At 63.0% G+C, this 19938-nt stretch carries 13 protein-coding genes; 8 read left to right on the top strand and 5 right to left on the bottom strand.

The annotated features are described in order from the left end of the window. The 3 genes from A2J01_RS09175 to A2J01_RS09165 form a co-directional block, all read left to right on the top strand. Positions 1-7510, top strand: a 7510-nt coding sequence (locus A2J01_RS09175) for an amino acid adenylation domain-containing protein (protein ID WP_156519220.1), incomplete at its 5' end; no start/stop codon positions are given. An 86-nt stretch (positions 7511-7596) separates the two neighbouring features. Next, a complete protein-coding gene (locus A2J01_RS09170; RefSeq protein WP_064112564.1) occupies positions 7597-8619 on the top strand; it encodes an alpha/beta hydrolase in 1023 nt (340 codons plus the stop codon). A 102-nt stretch (positions 8620-8721) separates the two neighbouring features. Further along, a complete protein-coding gene (locus tag A2J01_RS09165) occupies positions 8722-9543 on the top strand; it encodes a helix-turn-helix domain-containing GNAT family N-acetyltransferase (RefSeq protein ID WP_030536776.1) in 822 nt (273 codons plus the stop codon). Positions 9544-9553: 10 nt separating this feature from the next. Here A2J01_RS09165 and A2J01_RS09160 read toward each other — a convergent pair whose 3' ends face one another. From A2J01_RS09160 to A2J01_RS09140, 5 genes are all read right to left on the bottom strand, one after another. After that, entirely contained in the window at positions 9554-11020 is a 1467-nt protein-coding gene (locus A2J01_RS09160; protein WP_064112563.1) for an FAD-dependent oxidoreductase, read from the bottom strand. Positions 11021-11107: 87 nt separating this feature from the next. Continuing rightward, positions 11108-11569 carry a carboxymuconolactone decarboxylase family protein gene (locus A2J01_RS09155; RefSeq protein ID WP_003944075.1) on the bottom strand — a complete coding sequence of 154 codons (462 nt, stop codon included), beginning with the start codon at positions 11567-11569 and terminating at the stop codon, positions 11108-11110. Further along, a complete protein-coding gene (locus A2J01_RS09150) occupies positions 11566-12501 on the bottom strand; it encodes an NAD(P)-dependent oxidoreductase (protein ID WP_064112562.1) in 936 nt (311 codons plus the stop codon). The genes A2J01_RS09155 and A2J01_RS09150 overlap by 4 nt, the downstream gene beginning before the upstream one ends. Further along, positions 12498-13247, bottom strand: coding sequence for an SDR family oxidoreductase (locus A2J01_RS09145; protein WP_064112561.1), 750 nt, complete (start codon positions 13245-13247; stop codon positions 12498-12500). The genes A2J01_RS09150 and A2J01_RS09145 overlap by 4 nt, the downstream gene beginning before the upstream one ends. Before the next feature lie 47 nt (positions 13248-13294). Further along, on the bottom strand, positions 13295-14761 hold the full coding sequence (locus tag A2J01_RS09140) for an aldehyde dehydrogenase (protein ID WP_030536772.1): 1467 nt from the start codon (positions 14759-14761) through the stop codon (positions 13295-13297). 217 nt (positions 14762-14978) lie between these two features. Here A2J01_RS09140 and A2J01_RS09135 point away from each other — a divergent pair, with 217 nt between their 5' ends. The 5 genes from A2J01_RS09135 (at position 14979) to A2J01_RS09115 (ending at position 19938) form a co-directional block, all read left to right on the top strand. Then, entirely contained in the window at positions 14979-15836 is an 858-nt protein-coding gene (locus tag A2J01_RS09135; protein WP_064112560.1) for a mycofactocin-coupled SDR family oxidoreductase, read from the top strand. 136 nt (positions 15837-15972) lie between these two features. Continuing rightward, the gene (locus A2J01_RS09130; protein ID WP_024487471.1) at positions 15973-16539 is read left to right on the top strand and encodes a TetR/AcrR family transcriptional regulator; all 567 of its coding nucleotides are present in this window, start codon (positions 15973-15975) and stop codon (positions 16537-16539) included. After that, a complete protein-coding gene (locus A2J01_RS09125; protein ID WP_003944019.1) occupies positions 16536-17741 on the top strand; it encodes a cytochrome P450 in 1206 nt (401 codons plus the stop codon). The genes A2J01_RS09130 and A2J01_RS09125 overlap by 4 nt, the downstream gene beginning before the upstream one ends. Then, positions 17741-18547: an SDR family oxidoreductase gene (locus A2J01_RS09120; RefSeq protein ID WP_003944110.1), complete on the top strand. Its 807-nt coding sequence runs from the start codon at positions 17741-17743 to the stop codon at positions 18545-18547. Before A2J01_RS09125 ends, A2J01_RS09120 begins: the two co-directional genes overlap by 1 nt. Beyond that, complete coding sequence (locus A2J01_RS09115) at positions 18544-19938, top strand: cytochrome P450 (RefSeq protein WP_064112559.1); 1395 nt, start codon at positions 18544-18546, stop codon at positions 19936-19938. The genes A2J01_RS09120 and A2J01_RS09115 overlap by 4 nt, the downstream gene beginning before the upstream one ends.

The raw sequence follows: 19938 nt of genomic DNA, 5'->3' as shown, positions 1-19938 counted from the left end.
CACTCTTTCGCAACTTCCGGTGCCTCAGATCAGCTTCAACTACCTCGGACGCGTCGGTGGATCCGACGCCGACGCTTCAGCGGGATGGGTACCGATCCGTGACGAGGACCTGCGGACGGTTGCGGCCGTCGATCTCCCACTCGCCAGCGTCCTCGAGGTCAACGTGATGACGGTCGACAGCGATACCGAGGACGGTCCGCAGCTCGTTGCCGGCTGGACGTTCCCACCGGACATTCTGGGTGCGGACGACGTTCGGCAACTGGGGCAGTGGTGGCTCGACGCACTGGCCGGGCTCGCAGAGTTCGCGGCGGGCGGCGGCGGATTCACACCCTCGGACTTCGATCTGGTCGATCTTAGACAGGAGGCGATCGACGACCTCGAAAGTCGGTGTCCTGACCTGAGCGATGTCTGGCCACTCTCTCCACTGCAAGCGGGGTTGTTGTTCCACGCCGAATTGGCCGAACGATCGGTCGACGCATACCTCGTACAAGTGGCTCTCGATCTAGCCGGCGCAGTCGATTCGGAGCGCCTGCGCCGCGCCGCCGACGCGCTGCTCGGCCGGCATGAGAACCTGCGTACCGCCTTCCTTCACAGCGCCGACGGCCGTGCCGTCCAGGTGGTCCGAAGCAACGTGGCAGCGCCGTGGCAGGAAATCGACCTCACTGGTGCACCAGATCAGGAAAATGATCGAGCGCTGGCCGAGGACCGAGCGCGCCCGTTCGACATGGCACGGGCGCCGTTGATCCGATTCACCCTGATCGCTCTCGCCCCCGAAAAGTTCACGCTCGTGCTCACCAATCATCACATCCTTCTGGACGGCTGGTCCATGCCCCTGCTGATCCGGGAATTGGCGACGCTCTATGCCGCCGACGGTCAAGTGGCGGCCTTGCCTCACGCGCGCGCGTATCGCGACTATCTGACCTGGATGAGCCGCCGCGATCAGCAAGCTTCCCGAGCTGTGTGGGCGAGGATGCTGAGCGGAGTCGAAGGACCGACGCTGTTGGCTCCAGCGGTTCGATCGCGTCGACTCTCCACCATGGCGGCCGAGTGGGTGTTCGATCTGGACGAGGAATTCACAACCTCACTTCGCGGGATGGCGCGTGAACTCGGGCTGACGATCAACACGATTGTTCAGGCATCGTGGGGGATCGTCCTTGCTGCACTGACCGGGAGAGACGATGTGGTGTTCGGAGCGACGGTGTCGGGTCGACCTCCCGAGCTGACCGGGATCGAAACCATGGTCGGGCTGTTCATCAACACAATTCCGGTCCGAATCACGCTGCGCCCGAGTGAAAGTATCGGCACACTCCTCGCGCGGATCCAGGCCGAGCAAGCAGAGCTGTCGGATCACCACTGTCTCGGGCTTTCCGAGATCCACGTAGGCGCGGGGCCGGAGATCGGATTCGACACGTTGACTGTCTTCGAATCGTATCCCGTTGACCGTCAGGGGCTTTCGTCCGATGCCGATATTGCGGGGGTCCGGATCACCGATGTCGAAGCCAAGGACGCTGCCCACTACCCGCTCAGCCTCGTAGCATCGGTCGACACCAGGCTCCGCCTGAAATTCGAGTACATACCCGAGGTTTTCGGTGCCGCCGACATCGAAGAGATCGCCGGACGACTGCGGCGCGTACTCGAAGCGTGTACCCAGCCGGATCGCCCCTTGGCTGTGGTGTCGGTGCTCGCAGTCTCCGAACATGCTGAATTGGTGCCAGTCCGTGGCACGGCCGGCGGGTCGTCGCGCGTCTTCCCGGAGATCTTCGACGAGGCAGCCCAGCGTGATCCGAACGCACCGGCCGTGGAATCGGCGGACGGCAGCATGACCTACGGCGAGCTGGACATCCTCTCCAATCGCATTGCTCGCATGCTCGTCTCGCACGGCCTGGGAACCGAGGACTATGTAGCGGTCGGTATCCCACGTTCTCTCGCGTCCGTGGTGTCGATACTTGCCGTCGCCAAGACAGGCGCTGCGTTCGTGCCGATCGATCCCGACTATCCGGACGAGCGGATCAATCACATGCTGATCGATTCGAAGGTCAGCTTCGGATTGACCACCACCGCGGGCCGAGATCGATTGCCCGATATCGCGGAGTGGCTGATTATCGACGATCCGCATTTCACGAAGAAGTGCGAGGGATTCTCGGGGAGCCCGTTGACCGACAACGACCGACTCCGTCCGATCGGGTTGGATTCAGCTGCCTACGTGGTCTACACCTCGGGGTCGACCGGCGTGCCCAAGGGCGTCGTGGTCACGCAGCGAGGGCTCGGCAACTTCGCCCGAGACCAGCTCGAACGCTACGGCGCAACTCCACAATCACGCACGCTGCACTTCTCCACTCCGAGTTTCGACGGGTCGCTCTTCGAATATCTGCAGGCTTTCGGAGCCGGGGCGACGATGGTTATCGCTCCACCCGGGATCTACGGGGGCGAGGACCTGGCGCAACTTCTGGCAGAGCACGCCGTCACGCACGCGTTCGTCACCACGGCGGCATTGGCATCGGTGGACCCGGCTGGGCTGGAACAACTTTCGGAAGTCGTATTCGGGGGCGAGGCGTGCCCGCCCGACCTCGTCGCTCGCTGGGCACCTGGCCGCCGCCTGTACAACGCGTACGGACCGACCGAAGCAACGATCATGTCCAACGTCAGCCCGCCGATGACCGCCGGAGAACCAATCACCATCGGTGGACCCGTCAGGGGCGTCAGCGAACTGGTGCTCGACACTCGACTTCAAGCGGTTCCCGTCGGGGTCCCCGGCGAGCTGTACCTGGCCGGACCAGGCGTGGCACGGGGATATCACCGAAGGGCGGGGTTGACGGCAGAACGCTTTGTTGCCAACCCGGCTGACCCAGGAACGCGGATGTACCGCACCGGCGACATCGTGCGATGGACGGCGGACATGTGTGTCGAGTACGTCGGGCGAAGCGACTTCCAGGTCAAGGTTCGAGGCTTCCGTGTCGAACTCGGTGAGATCGACAGTGTGCTCATGTCGGAGCCCAACGTCGGTTTTGCCGTTACGGTCGCCGATTCCGCCCCCACCGGAGACACCCGACTCGTGTCGTACGTCGTGCCCACGGCGGGTCGACTGGACACCAGGATCCTGAGTCGCGCCGTGGCCCGGCGCTTGCCTTCGCACATGGTGCCTGCCGTTCTCACGGTGCTGGAGAACATTCCGTTGACCGCTGTCGGAAAAGTCGACCGTTCGGCGTTGCCAAGACCCGAAATCGAGACGACCACAGGGGATTTCCGTCCCCCGGTCGGCCCGGTCGAACAGGCAGTGTCGGACGTGTTCGGCGAGGTGCTCGGCCTCGAACGAGTCGGTACCGACATCAGTTTCTTCGAGCTCGGTGGAAATTCTCTGAGCGCCACTTCGGTCGCGGCGAGGCTACGGGCGGTGCTCGGAGCTACCGTAGGCGTGCGGGATCTGTTCGAGACGCCGACGGTGGCCGAGTTGGCTACGGTGATCGGCCAGTCGGTTGCCGAAGGGTCGGAGCGACTGGGACCGCGCCCCCGACCCGACAACATCCAATTGTCGTTTGCTCAGCAGCGGATGTGGTTCGTCAATCAACTCGACACCAGTTCTCCTGCATACAACATTCCGCTCGTGGTGCGGTTGAGCGGTGAACTCGACAAACCGGCCTTGAGATCAGCGATGTCCGATGTCATCGCCCGCCACGAATCGCTGCGAACGATGTTCCCGGTCCACGGTGACGGACCGGTCCAGCACATCCTGCCCACCGAGAGCGCCGAGCTGCCGCAACTGACCGAGACATCGGTGACCGACGAACATCATCTCCGTGACGAGCTTGCCCGGATGGTCTCGGCCGGTTTCGACGTCGCCGCACGAATTCCCCTGCGGGCAGCGTTGTTCACCATCGATGAGCGCGAACACGTGCTTGCCGTAGTGGTGCACCACATCTCGGCTGACGGCTTCTCGATGTCTCCGTTGACCCGAGACGTGACGATTGCATACGAGGCCCACGCGTACGGCGGGGATCCCCAGTGGACGCCGCTTCCAGTCCAGTACGCCGACTTTGCGCTCTGGCAACGGGAGATTCTGGGCTCAGTCGACGACCCCGGGTCGGTGATCAGTGAGCAGTTGGCTTACTGGCGACGTGCACTGTCAGGTGCTCCCGACCTCTTGGAACTTCCGCTCGATCGAGACCGGCCGACGCAACAGAGTTTTCACGGCTCGCGGATTCACTTCTCGATCAGCAGTGATCTTCACCGCCGTATTCTGAACGTGTCGCGGCAGCACGAGTCCACTGCATTCATGACTGTGCATGCAGCGCTCGCGCTCTTGCTGGCACGTTTGGGCAGCACCGACGACATCGTGATCGGCACGCCGATCGCCGGCCGGGGAGATCGTGCCCTCGATGATCTGGTCGGCATGTTCGTCGGCACGCTCGCACTGCGCACACAGGTGGATCCGGCTCGATCGTTCCGCGAGTTGGTTGAGCATTGCCGCGAAGTCGACCTCGCCGCGTTCGCTCATTCCGACGTGCCCTTCGAGCGGGTAGTGGACGCGGTCGGGCCGAAACGGTCGAGCGCTTATGCACCGATTTCCTCGGTGTCGCTGGAATTCCAGAACAACAAACGACCGATTCTGAAGCTACCGGGACTGGAAGTCCGCGGGATCGACCCTGAACTCGAGGTAGTGAAGGTAGACCTGGAATTCCTTCTGGCCGAGGAGTACGACGATCGCGGTGAACCGGGAGGGATGAGCGGAGCCGTCGACTTTGCCACTGATCTCTTCGACCCCGGTACGGTCGGCGGTTTTGCCGACATGTTCGTTCGTGTGCTCGAGGCCGTGACCCGGAATCCGCAGGTACCGATCGGTGACATCGACCTACTCGGCGATCTCGAACGTCGCGAGTTGACGCCGGCGCATGGGCTCCCCGAAGTACCTCCGAAATTGTGGCCTGAGTTGTTGGCGGACGCCGTGGCGATCGATCCTGACTCGGTGGCCCTGTCGCTCGAGAACCGGCAGCTCAGTTATCGCGACCTGGACGAGTGGTCGAATCGTGTTGCCCGGGAGTTGTGCGGTCGCGGTGTGGGCCCGGAGACCTTCGTGGCACTGGGAATGCCTCGTTCGATCGAATCGGTGGTGGCGATCTGGTCGGTGACCAAAGCCGGAGCGGCTTTTGTGCCTGTCGATCCGGCCTATCCGCGCGAGCGCGTCGAATACATGCTCGCCGATTGCCGAGCCTCGCTCGGTTTGACTGTTCAGACCAGCCGAACTCACCTACCCGACGTTGTTCCCTGGCTGGAACTCGACGACCCACACTTCGCCCGGCGGGTAGCCGCGCTGTCGCCGGAACCGATCACCGATGACGATCGAACCGGTGAACTGAACCTCGATCATCCGGCCTACCTGATCTACACCTCGGGATCTACCGGGAAACCCAAGGGAGTGAACATTACTCATCGAGGTTTGGCGAGCTTCACGGCCGAAACTCGTGAGAGGTTCGAGGTCACTCACGACTCTCATGTCTCTCAGTTGGCATCGCCGAGTTTCGACGCTTCCATCTTCGAGTTGACGATGGCATTCAGCGCCTCGGCGCAAGTCGTGATCGTTCCGCCTGCTGTGTACGGTGGCGCCGAATTGGCCGATGTTTTCCGGCGCGAGCAGGTCACTCATGCCACCATTACACCGACCGCGCTGGCGGCGTTGGGTGACAACGGTTTCGAGGCGCTTCGTGTTCTCGATCTGGTGGGCGAGGCCTGCCCGCCGGAGGTCGTCGCGCAATGGGCGCCGGGTCGGAGGCTGCACAACGGCTACGGCCCGACTGAAACCACCGTGCAGGCGAGCGTCAGCGATTCGATGAAACCCGGTGCGGGAGTGAACATCGGCTCGCCGGCAGTGGGCTTCGGCTTCCTGGTGCTGGACGAGCGTTTGCAGCCCGTCCCGGTGGGCGTGCCGGGGGAGTTGTACATCATCGGTCCAGGTATGGCACGTGGGTACCATAATCGGGCGTCGCTCACGTCGGAACGATTTGTCGCGTGCTCGTACGGGTCGCCGGGGCGCCGGATGTACCGCACCGGAGATGTCGTGCGTTGGCGTGAATCCGGCGGTGACAGTGCCAAAATCGTTGGCTCCGGCGATGGAGTGCATCACACGCTCGAATACATCGGGCGCAGCGACTTCCAGGTCAAAGTCCGTGGTTTTCGGATCGAACTCGGGGAAATCGATGCAGTTCTCTCACGCCATCCGTCGGTGGACTTCGCCGCGACTGTCGGCCACACGGGACCGTCGGGTGAAACGGTCCTGGTGTCGTACGTGCGTGCGTCAGCTGCCGACGCCACCGGCACCGACGAGATACGGGCGTACGCAGCCGACCGACTACCCTCGCACATGGTTCCGTCGGCAGTGGTGCTTCTCGATCGGATTCCGATGACACCGGTGGGCAAGCTCGACCGAAAGGCCTTACCGGAACCCGAATTCGGTTCGGCTGCAGCCGAGTTCCGCGAGCCGGTCACCGACACCGAGCGCGCCGTGGTCGACTCGTTCGTCGAGGTTCTGGGTGTCGACCGGGTGAGCACTACCGACAGCTTCTTCGACCTGGGCGGGTCCTCCCTGGTGGCCACCCGAATCGTCAGCGCACTGCACTCTCGTTTCCGACGGAGAATCCCGCTTCAGTGGATGTTCCTCGACCCGACACCCGCTGGAATCGCTCGACGCCTCGACATGCCGACAGCCGACGCCGGTATGGAAGAGCTTCTCGCCGTGGTTGTTCCACTGCGGACGAAAGGGACTGGGCGACCGCTGTTCTGTGTGCACCCCGGTATCGGCCTGTCCTGGGGGTATGCCGGCTTGGTGCGGTATCTGCCCGAGGACAGACCCGTGTACGGACTTCAGCTCCCCGCTCTCAGCGACGACGGTGACTATCAGTCGATCGAACAGTTGGCGCATCGCTACGTCGAAGAGGTGGAGGCCGTTTCGCCGGACGGGCCGTACGACTTGCTCGGGTGGTCCCTTGGCGGAGTCATCGCGCACGCCATGGCCGTCGAATTGCAATCGTCCGGCCGCGACGTCGCCACACTGGCGATGATGGACAGCTACCCCGACAACGGCGATGCCCCTGCGTCAGCCGAACTCGACGTCCGAGACATACTGCGAGGACTCGGCCTCGAGATCGAGACCGACCGAGGTCTGACCTTCGACGAGGCGGCGGCCGTGTTGGCCCGGAGGCTCGGGCCCGAGACGGGAGTCGACGGTCGGGACCTCGAACGGATTGCCCGAGGGTACAAGACTTCGCAGAGAATCACGCACCAGTTCGTTCCCCAGGTCTACGAAGGAGATCTGCTGATCTTCCTGGCATCCGGAGAAGACGACACGATTCCGCGCGACAGGTCGCCGCAGGAATGGAGCCCACTCGTTACGGGCCGGATCGTGGAGGTGCCCGTGCGCTGCGAACACAACGAGATGATCGAACCTCCGGCCATGGCGGTCATCGGACCGGAGCTCGCCCGGGTGCTCTCGATGTTTTCCGGATACCCCGAACGGGCATGACAACTTCAAGCCACCAAGCCGCACGCCCGCGAAGCGAGCGCCACCGAGCTGTTGCCGGGCACCGCAATCGAGCACGAGGAGCGGCAATGAGAAGAATCGGACGTACTCGGGCAATGCTTGTCGTCGCCCTCGTCGCGTGGACGGGACTGTTCGGCGAAGCAGCGTTGGCCTCGGCTGACCCGGCCCCGACATCCCCTTCAAGCGGTTCAGCTCTCGATCACGTCGAGGAGATCAACGCCCGTCAGCTGACTATGTACGTCTACTCGGCTGCGATGGACAAGGTGATTCCGCTCGAGGTGATTCGGCCGGCAGACACAAGTGCGCCCCGGCCGACCCTCTATCTACTCAATGGCGCCGGCGGAGGCGAGGACACGGCGACGTGGCAGACACGGACAGACGTCGTCGACTTCTTCGGCGACAAGAACGTCAACGTCGTCAACCCGATCGGCGGTGCCTACAGCTACTACACCGACTGGGAGAAGCCCGATCCTGTTCTCGGACTGAACAAGTGGACCACATTTCTCACCCAGGAGTTGCCACCGATCGTCGATGCCACGCTCGGGACTACGGGTACGAATGCCGTTGCCGGATTGTCGATGGCAGGTACCTCGGTTCTGAGCCTGGCCGAGGCGGCGCCATCCGTTTACCGTGCCGTCGGTGCTTTCAGCGGGTGTGCCGAGACGAGTACTCAACCCGGTCAGGACTACGTGAGATTCGTGGTCGGATTCCGCGGCGGCAACGTGGACAACATGTGGGGTCCTCCCGGCGGTCCGGGCTGGGTAGCCAACGATCCTGTGGTCAACGCCGAGAGATTGCGGGGGGTCGACCTCTACATCAGCAATGGATCGGGCCTGCCCGGCCCACACGAGAATCTGGGCGGACCGATGGTCAACGGCGACCTCGGCGTTCTGGCGAACCAGGTGATCGTGGGTGGAGTCATCGAGGCCGGGACGAACCAGTGCACCCAGCGTTTGGCCGAGCGGCTCGACTCCTTGGGCATCCCGGCCACCTATGATTTCCGGGCAACTGGCACTCACTCTTGGGGTTACTGGCAGGACGATCTTCACAACTCGTGGTCAATGATTGCCGCGTCGATCGGTGCGCGTTAGCCGGCGAACCCTGGGGTCGGTGGCTGAGTTGTTTCTCACTCCGGGACACTCTTGCCGAACCTAGCCGACCGAACTGCAGGTCAGCGGCGTTATAGTCGCCTCATGAGTTCAGAAACACTCGCTCCCCTCGACACCGACGTACTTGCGCGCAGGTTTGCGTGCCTGGGTGATCCGACGCGGCTGCGAGTGCTCCGACTTGCTGCCGGCGGTCCGATCGACGTCGAGACGATTGCACACGCCGCATCACTCGAGCCGTCGGCGTTGAGTGCTCACCTCGAGGCCTTGATCGAGGTCGGTTTTGTCGAGGCTTCGGTGCGTGAAGGCACTTCGGTTGTCAGTGTTGCCGGAACGGCATACTCCGATCTGATGGCAGCGGCCGCCGTCGTGGCTGCTCGTGGTCCGGTCGAAGACACACTGGGAGTTCTTCCCGATGACGTGGTGGTGCGCCGCATGGAATCCGGCGACTGGGATGCCGTCCGCTCGATCTACCGCGAAGGAATCGACACCGGAACCGCGACGTTCACCACCTCGGTGCCATCCGCCGAGAAGCTCGACGCGCAATGGTTACCCGATCATCGATGGGTGGCCGAGATCGACGGCCGCGTCGAAGGCTGGGCGAGCCTCAGCCCGGTGTCCTCGCGTGATTGCTACCGCGGGGTCGCCGAGAACTCCATCTACATCGGTAGCGGCGCTCGCGGGCGCGGCGTGGGCAAGCTGCTGCTTCGCCGACAGGTGCAAGCCGCCGACGCCAGTGAGATCTGGACAGTGCAGTCGTCGATTTTCCCGGAGAACCGGGCAAGCGTCGCCTTGCATCAGGCCGTCGGATTCCGAGTCGTCGGCACTCGGTCGCGTATCGCTCAACTGGGTGGGCGGTGGCGTGACACGTTGTTCCTCGAACGTCGCAGCGAGGACGCTGACATCTGAGAAGAGACGCTCAGCCCTTGGCAGCGCTGATTCCCGCGCGTCGCCCGTAGAAGCTGCCGTCTCCGAGGGACGTTCCGGAGGCATACCCTCCAGCGCAGACACCGGCGGTGCATCGTCCAGCGGCAAACAGACCCGGGATCGGTTCGCCGGAGACGTGCATGACCTCCGAGTTGATCGACGTGCGCAGACCGCCGAGCGTGAAACCGGCGGTGAAATTGCGAAGATCGAGCGCAGCGACGGGTGAGCCGATCGGCTTGACCCACTCCTTCTTCTTACCGAGTACCGGGTCTTCACCACGGGCGGCGTGGCGGTTGTAGACCTCCACGGTCGATTGGAGGGCGCCTTCCGGCAGGCCCATGTCGGATTCGAGTTCCTCGACGGTCTCTGCCACCCACTTGGGCTGGAATCTGAAGAACGGGGTGGAACTGTCGGCGGCGCAGCCCTCTTCGTAGGAAGCTTCGTCGATGATCAGGTAGGCCTGATTCTCGTTGCGCAGCAGCGTCTCCTGGCCGATTCGTCCCGGGTACGTGTCCTCGTTGACGTAGCGCTGGCCGCGTCCGTTGACGAGAATGCCGCGGATCATCAACTGGGGGTCGCCGAAGAATGCGACCTCGGTGGCGTCCATGTGCGCGAGGTCGGCCCCGAGAGCCTGCGCCATCTGGATGGACTTTCCGTCGTGCTCTTCGATAGCCGCACCGGGGCGCCCGATCAGCCGTGGGGCGTACGACTGGATCATCGCTTCGTTGTAGGCGAAGCTTCCCGTCGCCAGAACGACACCCGTGCGTGCTCGAACTGCCACTTCCTTGCCGTACTGCTTGGCGATGATGCCGACCACTCGATCTCCGTCGACGACCAGGCGCTGGACTCGCATGTCGTATTCTGCTCGTACGCCGAGGCTTTCGGCTGTCTCGATCAGTGGCTTCATCAACATGAAACCACCGCCCTTCTCCCCGGTGCGCTTGCCGCTCATCTGTGGAACGTGCCCGCGAGGGGCCGGTGTCGCGATCGTGTTGAACGGTGCCGAGTTCTCGCCGCCGGAATACATGAGTCCGTCGTCGAAGGGTGTTTCCCAGCCGGGTTGGCCGTAGAAACTCTCCTTGAACGGCACACCGTTGTCGACGAGCCAGTTGTAGTGGTCGACGCTGCCTTCGCAGTAGTCGGTGATCTTCTCCTCGTCGGCGCCGGGACCGAGTGCGGCCATCATGAACGATTTCATGTTGGCGGGGGAGTCCTCGAACCCGAGTGCCTGCTGCAGCGGGGTCCCGCCGCCCAGATAGATGAATCCGCCTGCCAGCGCCGCAGCGCCGCCCCAGCCGCTCGTGCGCTCGAGCACCAACACGTCGGCGCCCGCTCGCGCGGCCTCGATCGAAGCACTCACTCCGGCAATGCCGTAGCCGGCGACGACGACGTCAGCCTCGAAGTGCCACTGCTCGATGTTTGCGGAGGACTGCGGACGGATTGAGCTGGCCTCGGCCATGGATTCGGATCCTTCGTTCTTCTGGTCGGTTGGTGGGGGAATCGGTGGGTGTGATGGATGCCCTGATGGCAGTATCTCGACCGAAAGTCAGTCGGTGTCCGTTTTCGCGGAATCGGCCGCGGCCTTCTCCTTGGCGCGCGCGGCTTTACGTCTGTCGGCCTTCACGGCGATCAGCGCATTGTTGAGCCCGGTGGCCAGCGGCCAGCCGACGTAGTGGCACAGGAAGATTGCGGCCTCTTCGAACTGCTGCTCGGTCAACTCCTCGTTGTGGAGAGCAGCGTTGATCTGGATCTTCGCCACATCGTTCTGCCCCTGGGCGGTGATGGCACCGATCAGGAGTAGTCGTCGATCACGTACCGACAGTCCCGGTCGCGTCCAGATGTCGGCAAAGAGGTGGTCGGCGGTGACCGCGAAGAAGTCGCCGGGAACGTCGGCGGGAAGCTCCCAGCCGTACACCTCGTTCATCTTCGCGACGCCACGAGCACGGGCCTCGGAGATGCGGCTTTCGTCGGTTCCACCGGCATCGGTCATGTGAGTGGTGTCGGTCATGCGTGCTCCCGAGTAGTAGATGCCGTCGAAGGTTCGGCCGGCCTGTCTTCGCTGTCATTCCCGACGCCCAGACCGGCACCGAGTCCGGCGAGCGCAAGGTGCGCGAGCGGCAGGTCGAGATTCAGCCGATCACCGAGGTCGATGGCCAAGGCCAAGTCCTTCTCCCCGAGATTGCGCACATGCCGCAGTATCGAGAACCACGGGTCGTCCTCCGAGACCGGTGCGGTGGTGTCGCGGAGCATGATCGCGCCCGCGCCACCAGTGATCGCATCGGTGTGCCTGACGACCTTTCCGAGCGTGCGGAGATCGAGTCCTGCTGCTTCGGCGAGTCGCGCGGCCTCGGTCGTGGCGGTGAACGAGACGAAGTGAAGAAGGTTGCGTGCGAGCTTCATTCGCGTTCCCGCGCCGACGTCACCGGCGTGAACCACCAGCTCGGCCCAGGATCCGAAGGGCTCGCGGACGGCTTCGAACGCCTCGTCGGAGCCGCCGATCATCACTGCCAGCCTGCCCTGCGCTGCGCCGCCGGCACCGCCACTGATCGGCGCGTCGACCAGCAGAACACCACGCTGTTGACAGATGTCAGCGAGTTCCACCGCCGTGGTGTCCGAGATAGTGGAGTGAATCGCGACGACAGTGCCTGGCTGTGCGGTCGACAGAATCCCGTGCGGCCCGCACACAACCTCGCGTACCTGCGCGTCGTCGAGCACCGTGACGGAGATGATGCTCGCCTGCGCTGCAACGTCGGCGGGCTTCGATGCTGCGCTCGCGCCCGCAGTGGTGAACGGTTCGAGCGCTTCTGCGCGGGCATCACACACCACCAGTCCGCCCGGCCAGTCCAGGAGGCGCTGCGCCATCGGCGCGCCCATGTTGCCTAGGCCGATGTATCCCAGTCTGGTTTTCGAAGCGCTGGCTTTCGGCGCCGATTGCGTCATGACCGGTACACCTGGCCTCCGTCGACGTTGAAGATCTGCCCGGTCACCCAGCCTGCGTCGTCGGAGAGGAGGAACAGGCACATGCCGACGAGATCGTCCGGTGTTCCCATGCGCTGCAACGGGATTCGTTTCACCATGTCCTTGACGATGTTGCCGGGGGCGACGGTTCGAGTCGCCTCCGTGTCGATAGGGCCGGGAGCGATGGCGTTGATCCGGATGTTCGACCAGCCGAGTTCGGTCGCGAGTTGTTGTGTCAGGCTGTTGACGCCGGCCTTCGCGAGTCCGTAGTAATTCGAGTACAGCCAGGCTGCTGTGGAGGACTGGTTGACGATCGAACCGCCCTTCGCTCGCATGTGAGGTACTACCGCCCGGCACACGTGCAATGCGCCGTCCATGTTGACGCTCATGAACTTTCGGTAGTAGTCCCAGTCCACCGTCAACAGGGAATCGATCTTCATTCCGCCGTAGATGGCAGCGTTGTTCACCAGGTGCTCGATGCTGCCGAACTGCTCGATCGTGAAGTCGGCGAGTGCCGCAGTCGACTCCCCGTCGGCGACGTCGACGTCCTTGAACACGGCATTTCCGCCGTCCGCGTTGATCTGCTTGGCGACTGCTTCACCGAGTTCGCGATTGAGGTCCGCCACGACCACGTTGGCCCCCTCCGCGGCCAGAGCGCGGGCATACGCCTCTCCGATACCCTGCGCTGCTCCGGTGACTATCGCGGTGCGACCGTCGAAACGTCCCATGTCGACCTACTTTCGTGGTGATCATTCTGTGGTGAGGGTGTGGAATGTCAGGAAGGTGAAGCGACGAGCTTGGTTTCGAGGTATTCCTCGAAACCGGCGAGGCCCATTTCGCGGCCGATCCCGGATTGTTTGTAGCCGCCGAACGGTGCGTCGGCCGAATACCAGACGCCGCCGTTGACGCTCAGCGTTCCGGTTCTGACACCGGCAACGACGTGCGCGACGCGATCGGGATCGGTGCCCCACACCGACCCGGACAGGCCGTATGGGGAATCGTTGGCAATCCGGATAGCGTCGTCGTCGTTGTCGTACGGAAGGATCACGAGGACGGGCCCGAAAATCTCCTCCTGCGCTACGCGAGACGAGTTGTCCAGCCCGGCAATGAGAGTGGGTTCGACGAAGAAACCCCTCTCGCGATCGTCGGGACGGCCCCCACCCGTCACGATCGTGCCGCCCTCTTCGACCGCGAGGGCGAGGTAGCTCTCCACCCTGGCGCGCTGGCGCGCCGAGATGACCGGGCCACACACCGTTCCGCGCGCGCTGGGGTCGCCGGCTCGGATACCCGCCATCGCGGCAGATGCCGCGGCCAGAGCATCGTCGTACCGAGAGCGCGGCACCAGAAGTCTGGTACTGAGCGCGCATCCCTGACCGGCATGAACGCAGACGGAGAACGCGGCAACCGAGCATGCACCCTTGATGTCCGCATCGTCGAGGACGATGAATGCGGACTTACCCCCGAGTTCGAGGAAGACCTTCTTGAGAGTTTGCGCGGCCGTGGCCATCACTGTGCGTCCGGTGGCGGTGGAACCGGTGAAGGACACGAGATCGACGCGCGGATCGCTGCACAGCTGCGCGCCTAGGGAGTGATCCGTCGACGTCACGACGTTGACTACGCCGGCCGGGATCTCGGTTTCTTCTGCAATCACCTTGGCGACCAGCGCGGCGCACCAGGGCGTGTCCGGCGCGGGTTTGAGAACGATGGTGTTGCCGGCTGCGAGGGCGGGACCGAGCTTGGCGAAATTGATCTGGTGCGGAAAGTTCCACGGTGTGATTGCGCCGACGACGCCGACGGCTTCCTTGAGCAGTCGGCGATGGGTCGGAATCCCCATGGGTGACGCGTGCCCGAGATCTTGTTCCCACGAATAGGTTTCGATCAGATCGGCCCAGTAGCGAAGATCTTCGATCGGGCCTTCGAGTTGCGGACCGCTCGTCAGCATGACCGGTGCGCCGACCTCGGCGACGGTGATCTCACGCAACTCCTCGATGTGGGACTGGAGTGCATCGCACAGTTGGCGCAGGCAGCGAGCGCGAAACCCGTGATCGCGTGCCCATTCGGTGTCGTCGAACGCACGGCGCGCAGCGGCGATGGCCGCGTCCATGTCCGCGGCGGTGCCTTCGGCCGCACGGCCGATCAGTTCCTCGGTCGCCGGGTTGAAAACTTCGAAGGTCCCGCCGGATCCGGGAACCAGTTTTCCGTCGACGAGAAGTGCAGAACTGTCTGCGGGTCGAAGCGTCATAGCGCAAACCCTCTCTTTCTGGACATGTGTCTGGACTCTAGTTCACACTTGTGGTTGAGGCAATGGTTTTTGGGGCATAAGAGATTTCGAGAGCCCAGCAGTCTCGAGAGGGTCTCGGATCTGCTTCGACGAAAAGCGCCTCGTGTCCGGTGCGGCGCCGCTACGGTTCACCGCACATTCACAACCACGTCTTCACATCCACAGGAGAGAGGTCGAAATGAACAGAGTTGACGGAAAAGTGGTGTTGGTGACCGGCGCTGCTCGAGGTCAGGGGCGCAGTCACGCCGTCCGTCTCGCGCAGGAGGGCGCGCACATCATCGCCTTCGATCTGTGCGCAGACATCGCCAGCAACGAATACCCGCTCGCCAGTCCAGCCGATCTGGAGGAAACCGCTCGCCTGGTAAAAGAGGCCGGGCAGCAGGTGGTGACGGCGCGTGTCGACGTCCGTGATCGCGCCGGACTCGAAACAGCACTTGCCGAGGCGGTAGGGCAGTTGGGCGGATTGCATGTCGTCGTGGCGAACGCCGGTATCTGTCCGCTGGGCAAACACGTGTCGACCGCCGGTTTCGTCGACGCCTTCGATGTGAACTTTCTCGGTGTCGTCAATACAGTGCACGCGTCGATGGAATACCTCGGCGAAGGGGGTTCGATCATCGCGATCGGCTCTGTTGCCGGTCTGGTGCCGCAGACCGGATTCAACGGGCAACAGGCGCTCCCGGGTCCGGGTGGCGACGGATACGGCCTGGCCAAGAAGCTGATTCAGGCCTACACCAGTTCGTTGGCGCTGACCCTCGGGCCGAGTTCCATTCGCGTCAACGCGATTCATCCGACCAATGTGAACACCGACATGTTGCAGAGCATGCCGATGTACCGGACGTTCCGTCCCGACCTCGAGAATCCGACCGCCGAGGATGCGGCTGTGACGTTCCCGTTCATGCAGGCGATGCCGATCCCGTGGGTCGAACCCGCGGACATCTCGCATGCAGTCGTGTACCTGTCCTCGGACGAGTCGCGATTCGTCACCGGCCAGCAACTGCGCGTGGACGCTGGTGCCGGGATGAAGATCGGTCTGTAGTAGAACTTTTCGCGTTGCTGCTGCCTGTTCGTGGTGAATTTTCCAAGTTTCCCCATTTCGTTGCCCTGGACAGGACGCTGTAGTAACGTCCAGACACGTGTCCAGCAAACGGGGCGATTCAAGTGGCGGGGGATCGATTGTCTACGAATCCACTCGCAGGCGCCTCACGGGCAAACAGGCGGAAACTGTGGCCAGGCTTGCCGAAGCAACAGTGAAAGTTCTACGCAAACAAGAGTTTTCCGGGCTGACTGTCCGTTCGGTTGCGGCCGAAGCGGGTGTAGGAACTGCGACCGCCTACACGTATTTCGCGTCCAAGGAGCATCTCGTCGCAGAGGTTTTCTGGCGAAGACTTCAGAACTCGTCGGCGCCTGATGGCTCAGGGTTGGATCGCACCGCGCACGTGCTGTCTGTACTTCGAAATATCGCGCTGCTTCTCGCGGACGAACCGGAGGTATCGGCCGCCGTGACCAATGCACTGCTCGGATCCGACCCTGAAGTGGAACATCTTCGCGGCCGGATCGGGCTCGAGATCCATCAACGACTCGCCTCGGCGTTGGATCCGAATGGCGAACCCGAAGTGTTGGAAGCGCTCGAAATGCTTTATGCCGGGGCGCTTCTGCGGGCAGGGATCGGCTACGGAACCTACGCGCAAATCGCTGGACGCCTCGAGGCCTCAGCTCTACTGATCCTGGAGAAATCATGACAGAAGCTTTGATCGATCCGGTGGTCTTCAATCCGTACGACTACCACTTTCACGACGATCCGTATCCGACGTACAAGCGTCTGCGCGAAGAATCACCCCTGTATCACAATCCGGACGTGGGATTTTGGGCATTGTCGCGATATGCGGACGTGGTCGACGGATTCAAGGACAACAAGCGTCTGTCGAGCGCAAACGGAGTATCACTCGACCCCGCAGCCTACGGTCCACACGCGCATTATGTGATGTCGTTTCTCGCTATGGATGATCCCCGCCATATGCGGTTGCGCCAGTTGGTTTCTCGCGGATTCACACCGCGGCGTGTTGCGGAGCTCGACGGCCGGATACTCGAACTGACGAAGCAACATCTGATACCCGCGCTGGGCGCGGGGGAGTTCGACTGGATTACGGAGGTGGCGGGAAAGCTGCCGATGGACGTCATCTCCGAACTCATGGGTGTCCCCGAACCCGACCGAGCCGAACTGCGGCGCAAGGCGGATCTGGTGGTGCATCGAGAGGCGGGTGTTCTCGACGTGCCGCAACCTGCGGTGGAGGCTTCGATCAGTTTGATGGGCTACTACAAGGAGATGATCGCGCAGCGTCGCCGATCGCGGACGGACGATCTGACCTCGGCCTTGCTCGACGCCGAGATCGACGGAGACAAGCTTTCGGACCAGGAGATCCTCGGATTCATGTTTCTGATGGTCGTGGCCGGAAACGAGACCACGACCAAGCTTCTCGGAAACGCTCTGTACTGGGGTTCGCACCACCGGGAGCAGATCGCACCGGTCCTCGACGATCCCGAACGAGCCTCGGAATGGGTGGAAGAGACTCTTCGCTACGACACGTCGAGTCAGATCGTGGCTCGGACTTCGGTTGTCGACCTCGAATACCACGGGCGCACGATTCCGGCGGGGGAGAAGGTCCTGCTCCTGATCGGATCGGCCAACCGAGACGCCGACGTCTTCGACGATGCCGACAGCTTCCAGATCGGCCGGAGTTCGTCGGGCAAACTCGCGAGTTTCGGTGGTGGCGTGCACTTCTGCCTCGGTGCCCACCTTGCCAAGCTCGAAGCCAAGATCGCCCTGGCGGAGTTCGGGCGTCGGGTCAGCGACTACGAAGTCGTCGAGTCCGGAATCGAGCGTGTTCATTCGACAAATGTCCGGGGCTTTGCGGCCCTGCCGGTGAAAGTGCAGGTGCGCTGATGCCTCGTTTCGAACCCAATCCTGTTCGCCGGCCGGCACTGATCAGTGGTGCGTCGTCGGGAATCGGCACAGCCACCGCGTATGCCCTGGCCGAACTCGGGCATCCGGTTGCACTCGGTGCGCGTCGAGTCGCCGAATGCGAAGCCATCGCCGAGAAGATCCGCAGCAACGGTGGTGAAGCGTTCGCCCACTTCCTCGACGTCACGGACGGTGATTCGGTCGACGGGTTCGTCTCGGCCGCAGAGGCAGTCCACGGCCCCGCGGAAATCGTCGTCTCCGGTGCCGGAGACCTCGAATTCGGGGCTGCGGACGAGATGAATCCTGAGGCGTTTCTACGGCAGATCCAAGTTCACCTCGTCGGTGCGCAGCGATTGGCGCATCGTGTTCTCCCCGGTATGAGGCAACGACAGCGCGGTGACTTCGTACTGATCGGCTCGGATTGTGCCGAGCGCCAGCGTCCACTCATGGGTGCGTACGACGCAGCGAAGGCCGGGCTCGAGGCAATGGGGCGTCAGATGCGAATGGAGCTCGAGGGAACAGGCATTCGCGCGTCGATCGTGCGACCCGGGCCGACACTGACCGGCATGGGGATGGACACGACGCCGGAGATCATCGGACCGGTCGGGGAATCGTGGAGCAAGTGGGGGTTCGCCCGCCATGGTTACTTTCTGCGCGCCTCGGACATCGCCAATGCCATCGTCGCCGTTGTGTCGGCGCCGCGAGGAGCACACATCGTGCTCGTCGAAGTTCAGCCCGAGGCGCCACTGGACAAACTTCCCACTGCGAACTCACAGGAGACGACATGACGCACGGAGTGCAAGAGACGTCGCGAACACTGCCAGAGCCGCCGCGGGTGTCCGGCGGGGATCTCCCGCACGGGCATCTCGAGGAACTGCGAACCGACCCGATAGCGCTCATGCGCCGGGTGCGTGAGGAATGTGGTGACGTCGGCGCCTTTCAACTTGCCGACCGCACAGTGATCTTGCTGTCCGGAGCCGAGGCAAACGAGTTCTTCTTCCGCTCCACCGACGAGGATCTCGACCAACAAGCGGCTTACCCCTTCATGAAGCCGATATTCGGTGAAGGCGTCGTCTTCGACGCCAGCCCGGAGCGGCGTAAAGAGATGCTGCACAACTCGGCTCTGCGCGGCGAACAGATGCGCGGGCACGCCGCCACGATCGGCCGCGAAGTCGAGGCGATGGTCGCGCAGTGGGGAGACGAAGGCGAGATCGATCTGCTCGACTTCTTCGCCGAGCTGACCATCTATACCTCGTCGGCGTGCCTGATCGGCAAGAAGTTCCGCGACGAACTGGATGATAGCTTCGCCAAGCTGTATCACGAGCTCGAACAGGGAACGGATGCATTGGCTTTCGTGGATCCGTACGCGCCGATCGAGAGTTTCCGCCGCCGCGACGAGGCCCGGTTGGCGTTGGTCGCTCTGGTACAGGACATCATGAACGGGCGCATCGCGAATCCTCCGCAGGGCAAGGATGACCGCGACATGTTGGACGTGTTGGTCTCGGTCAAGGACGAGAACGGCGACCTCCGGTTCAGTGCCGACGAGATCACCGGAATCTTCATCTCGATGATGTTCGCCGGCCACCATACGACTTCCGGCACGGCAGCGTGGTCGCTGATCGAGATGTTGCGGCATCCCGACACCATGACGGACGTCGTCGACGAACTCGACAATCTGTACTCCGACGGCGCCGACATCAGTTTTCATGCCCTGCGCCAGATTCCGGTTCTCGAGGCTGTGGTCAAGGAAACCCTTCGACTGCATCCGCCGTTGATCATCCTGTTGCGGGTGGCACGTGGAGATTTCGAAGTGGGCGGCTTCGAGATCCGAGAGGGCCATCTTGTCGCCGCGACACCCGCGATCTCCAATCGAATCGCCGAGGACTTTCCCCGGCCGGACACCTTCGATCCCGGGAGGTACATCGACCCGAATCAAGAGGACATCGTCAACCGCTGGACGTGGATTCCGTTCGGAGCCGGCCGGCATCGCTGCGTCGGCGCTGCGTTCGCCCAGATGCAGCTCAAAGCGATCTTCTCGATCCTGCTGCGGGACTTCGAGTTCGAGATGGCGCAGCCGTCGGAATCCTACCGAAACGACCACAGCAAGATGGTCGTCCAGTTGCAGCAGCCGTGCGCGGTGAGGTACCGGCGCCGAACACGTCCCGTGCGTGAGGGGTGA

Origin of the sequence: Rhodococcus sp. EPR-134 (assembly GCF_001647205.1) — a bacterium.
GTDB lineage: Bacteria > Actinomycetota > Actinomycetes > Mycobacteriales > Mycobacteriaceae > Rhodococcus_F > Rhodococcus_F qingshengii.
This window is presented reverse-complemented; position numbering and strand designations above follow the sequence as displayed.

What these genes read in the sequence shown, in the direction of transcription:
- A2J01_RS09140 (WP_030536772.1), bottom strand. Translation starts at nt 14,761, where the DNA reads ATGACGCTTCGACCCGCAGACAGTTCTGCACTTCTCGTCGACGGAAAA.
- A2J01_RS09155 (WP_003944075.1), bottom strand. Translation starts at nt 11,569, where the DNA reads ATGACCGACACCACTCACATGACCGATGCCGGTGGAACCGACGAAAGC.
- A2J01_RS09160 (WP_064112563.1), bottom strand. Translation starts at nt 11,020, where the DNA reads ATGGCCGAGGCCAGCTCAATCCGTCCGCAGTCCTCCGCAAACATCGAG.
- A2J01_RS09120 (WP_003944110.1), top strand. Translation starts at nt 17,741, where the DNA reads ATGCCTCGTTTCGAACCCAATCCTGTTCGCCGGCCGGCACTGATCAGT.
- A2J01_RS09145 (WP_064112561.1), bottom strand. Translation starts at nt 13,247, where the DNA reads ATGGGACGTTTCGACGGTCGCACCGCGATAGTCACCGGAGCAGCGCAG.
- A2J01_RS09165 (WP_030536776.1), top strand. Translation starts at nt 8,722, where the DNA reads ATGAGTTCAGAAACACTCGCTCCCCTCGACACCGACGTACTTGCGCGC.
- A2J01_RS09135 (WP_064112560.1), top strand. Translation starts at nt 14,979, where the DNA reads ATGAACAGAGTTGACGGAAAAGTGGTGTTGGTGACCGGCGCTGCTCGA.
- A2J01_RS09125 (WP_003944019.1), top strand. Translation starts at nt 16,536, where the DNA reads ATGACAGAAGCTTTGATCGATCCGGTGGTCTTCAATCCGTACGACTAC.
- A2J01_RS09115 (WP_064112559.1), top strand. Translation starts at nt 18,544, where the DNA reads ATGACGCACGGAGTGCAAGAGACGTCGCGAACACTGCCAGAGCCGCCG.
- A2J01_RS09170 (WP_064112564.1), top strand. Translation starts at nt 7,597, where the DNA reads ATGAGAAGAATCGGACGTACTCGGGCAATGCTTGTCGTCGCCCTCGTC.
- A2J01_RS09150 (WP_064112562.1), bottom strand. Translation starts at nt 12,501, where the DNA reads ATGACGCAATCGGCGCCGAAAGCCAGCGCTTCGAAAACCAGACTGGGA.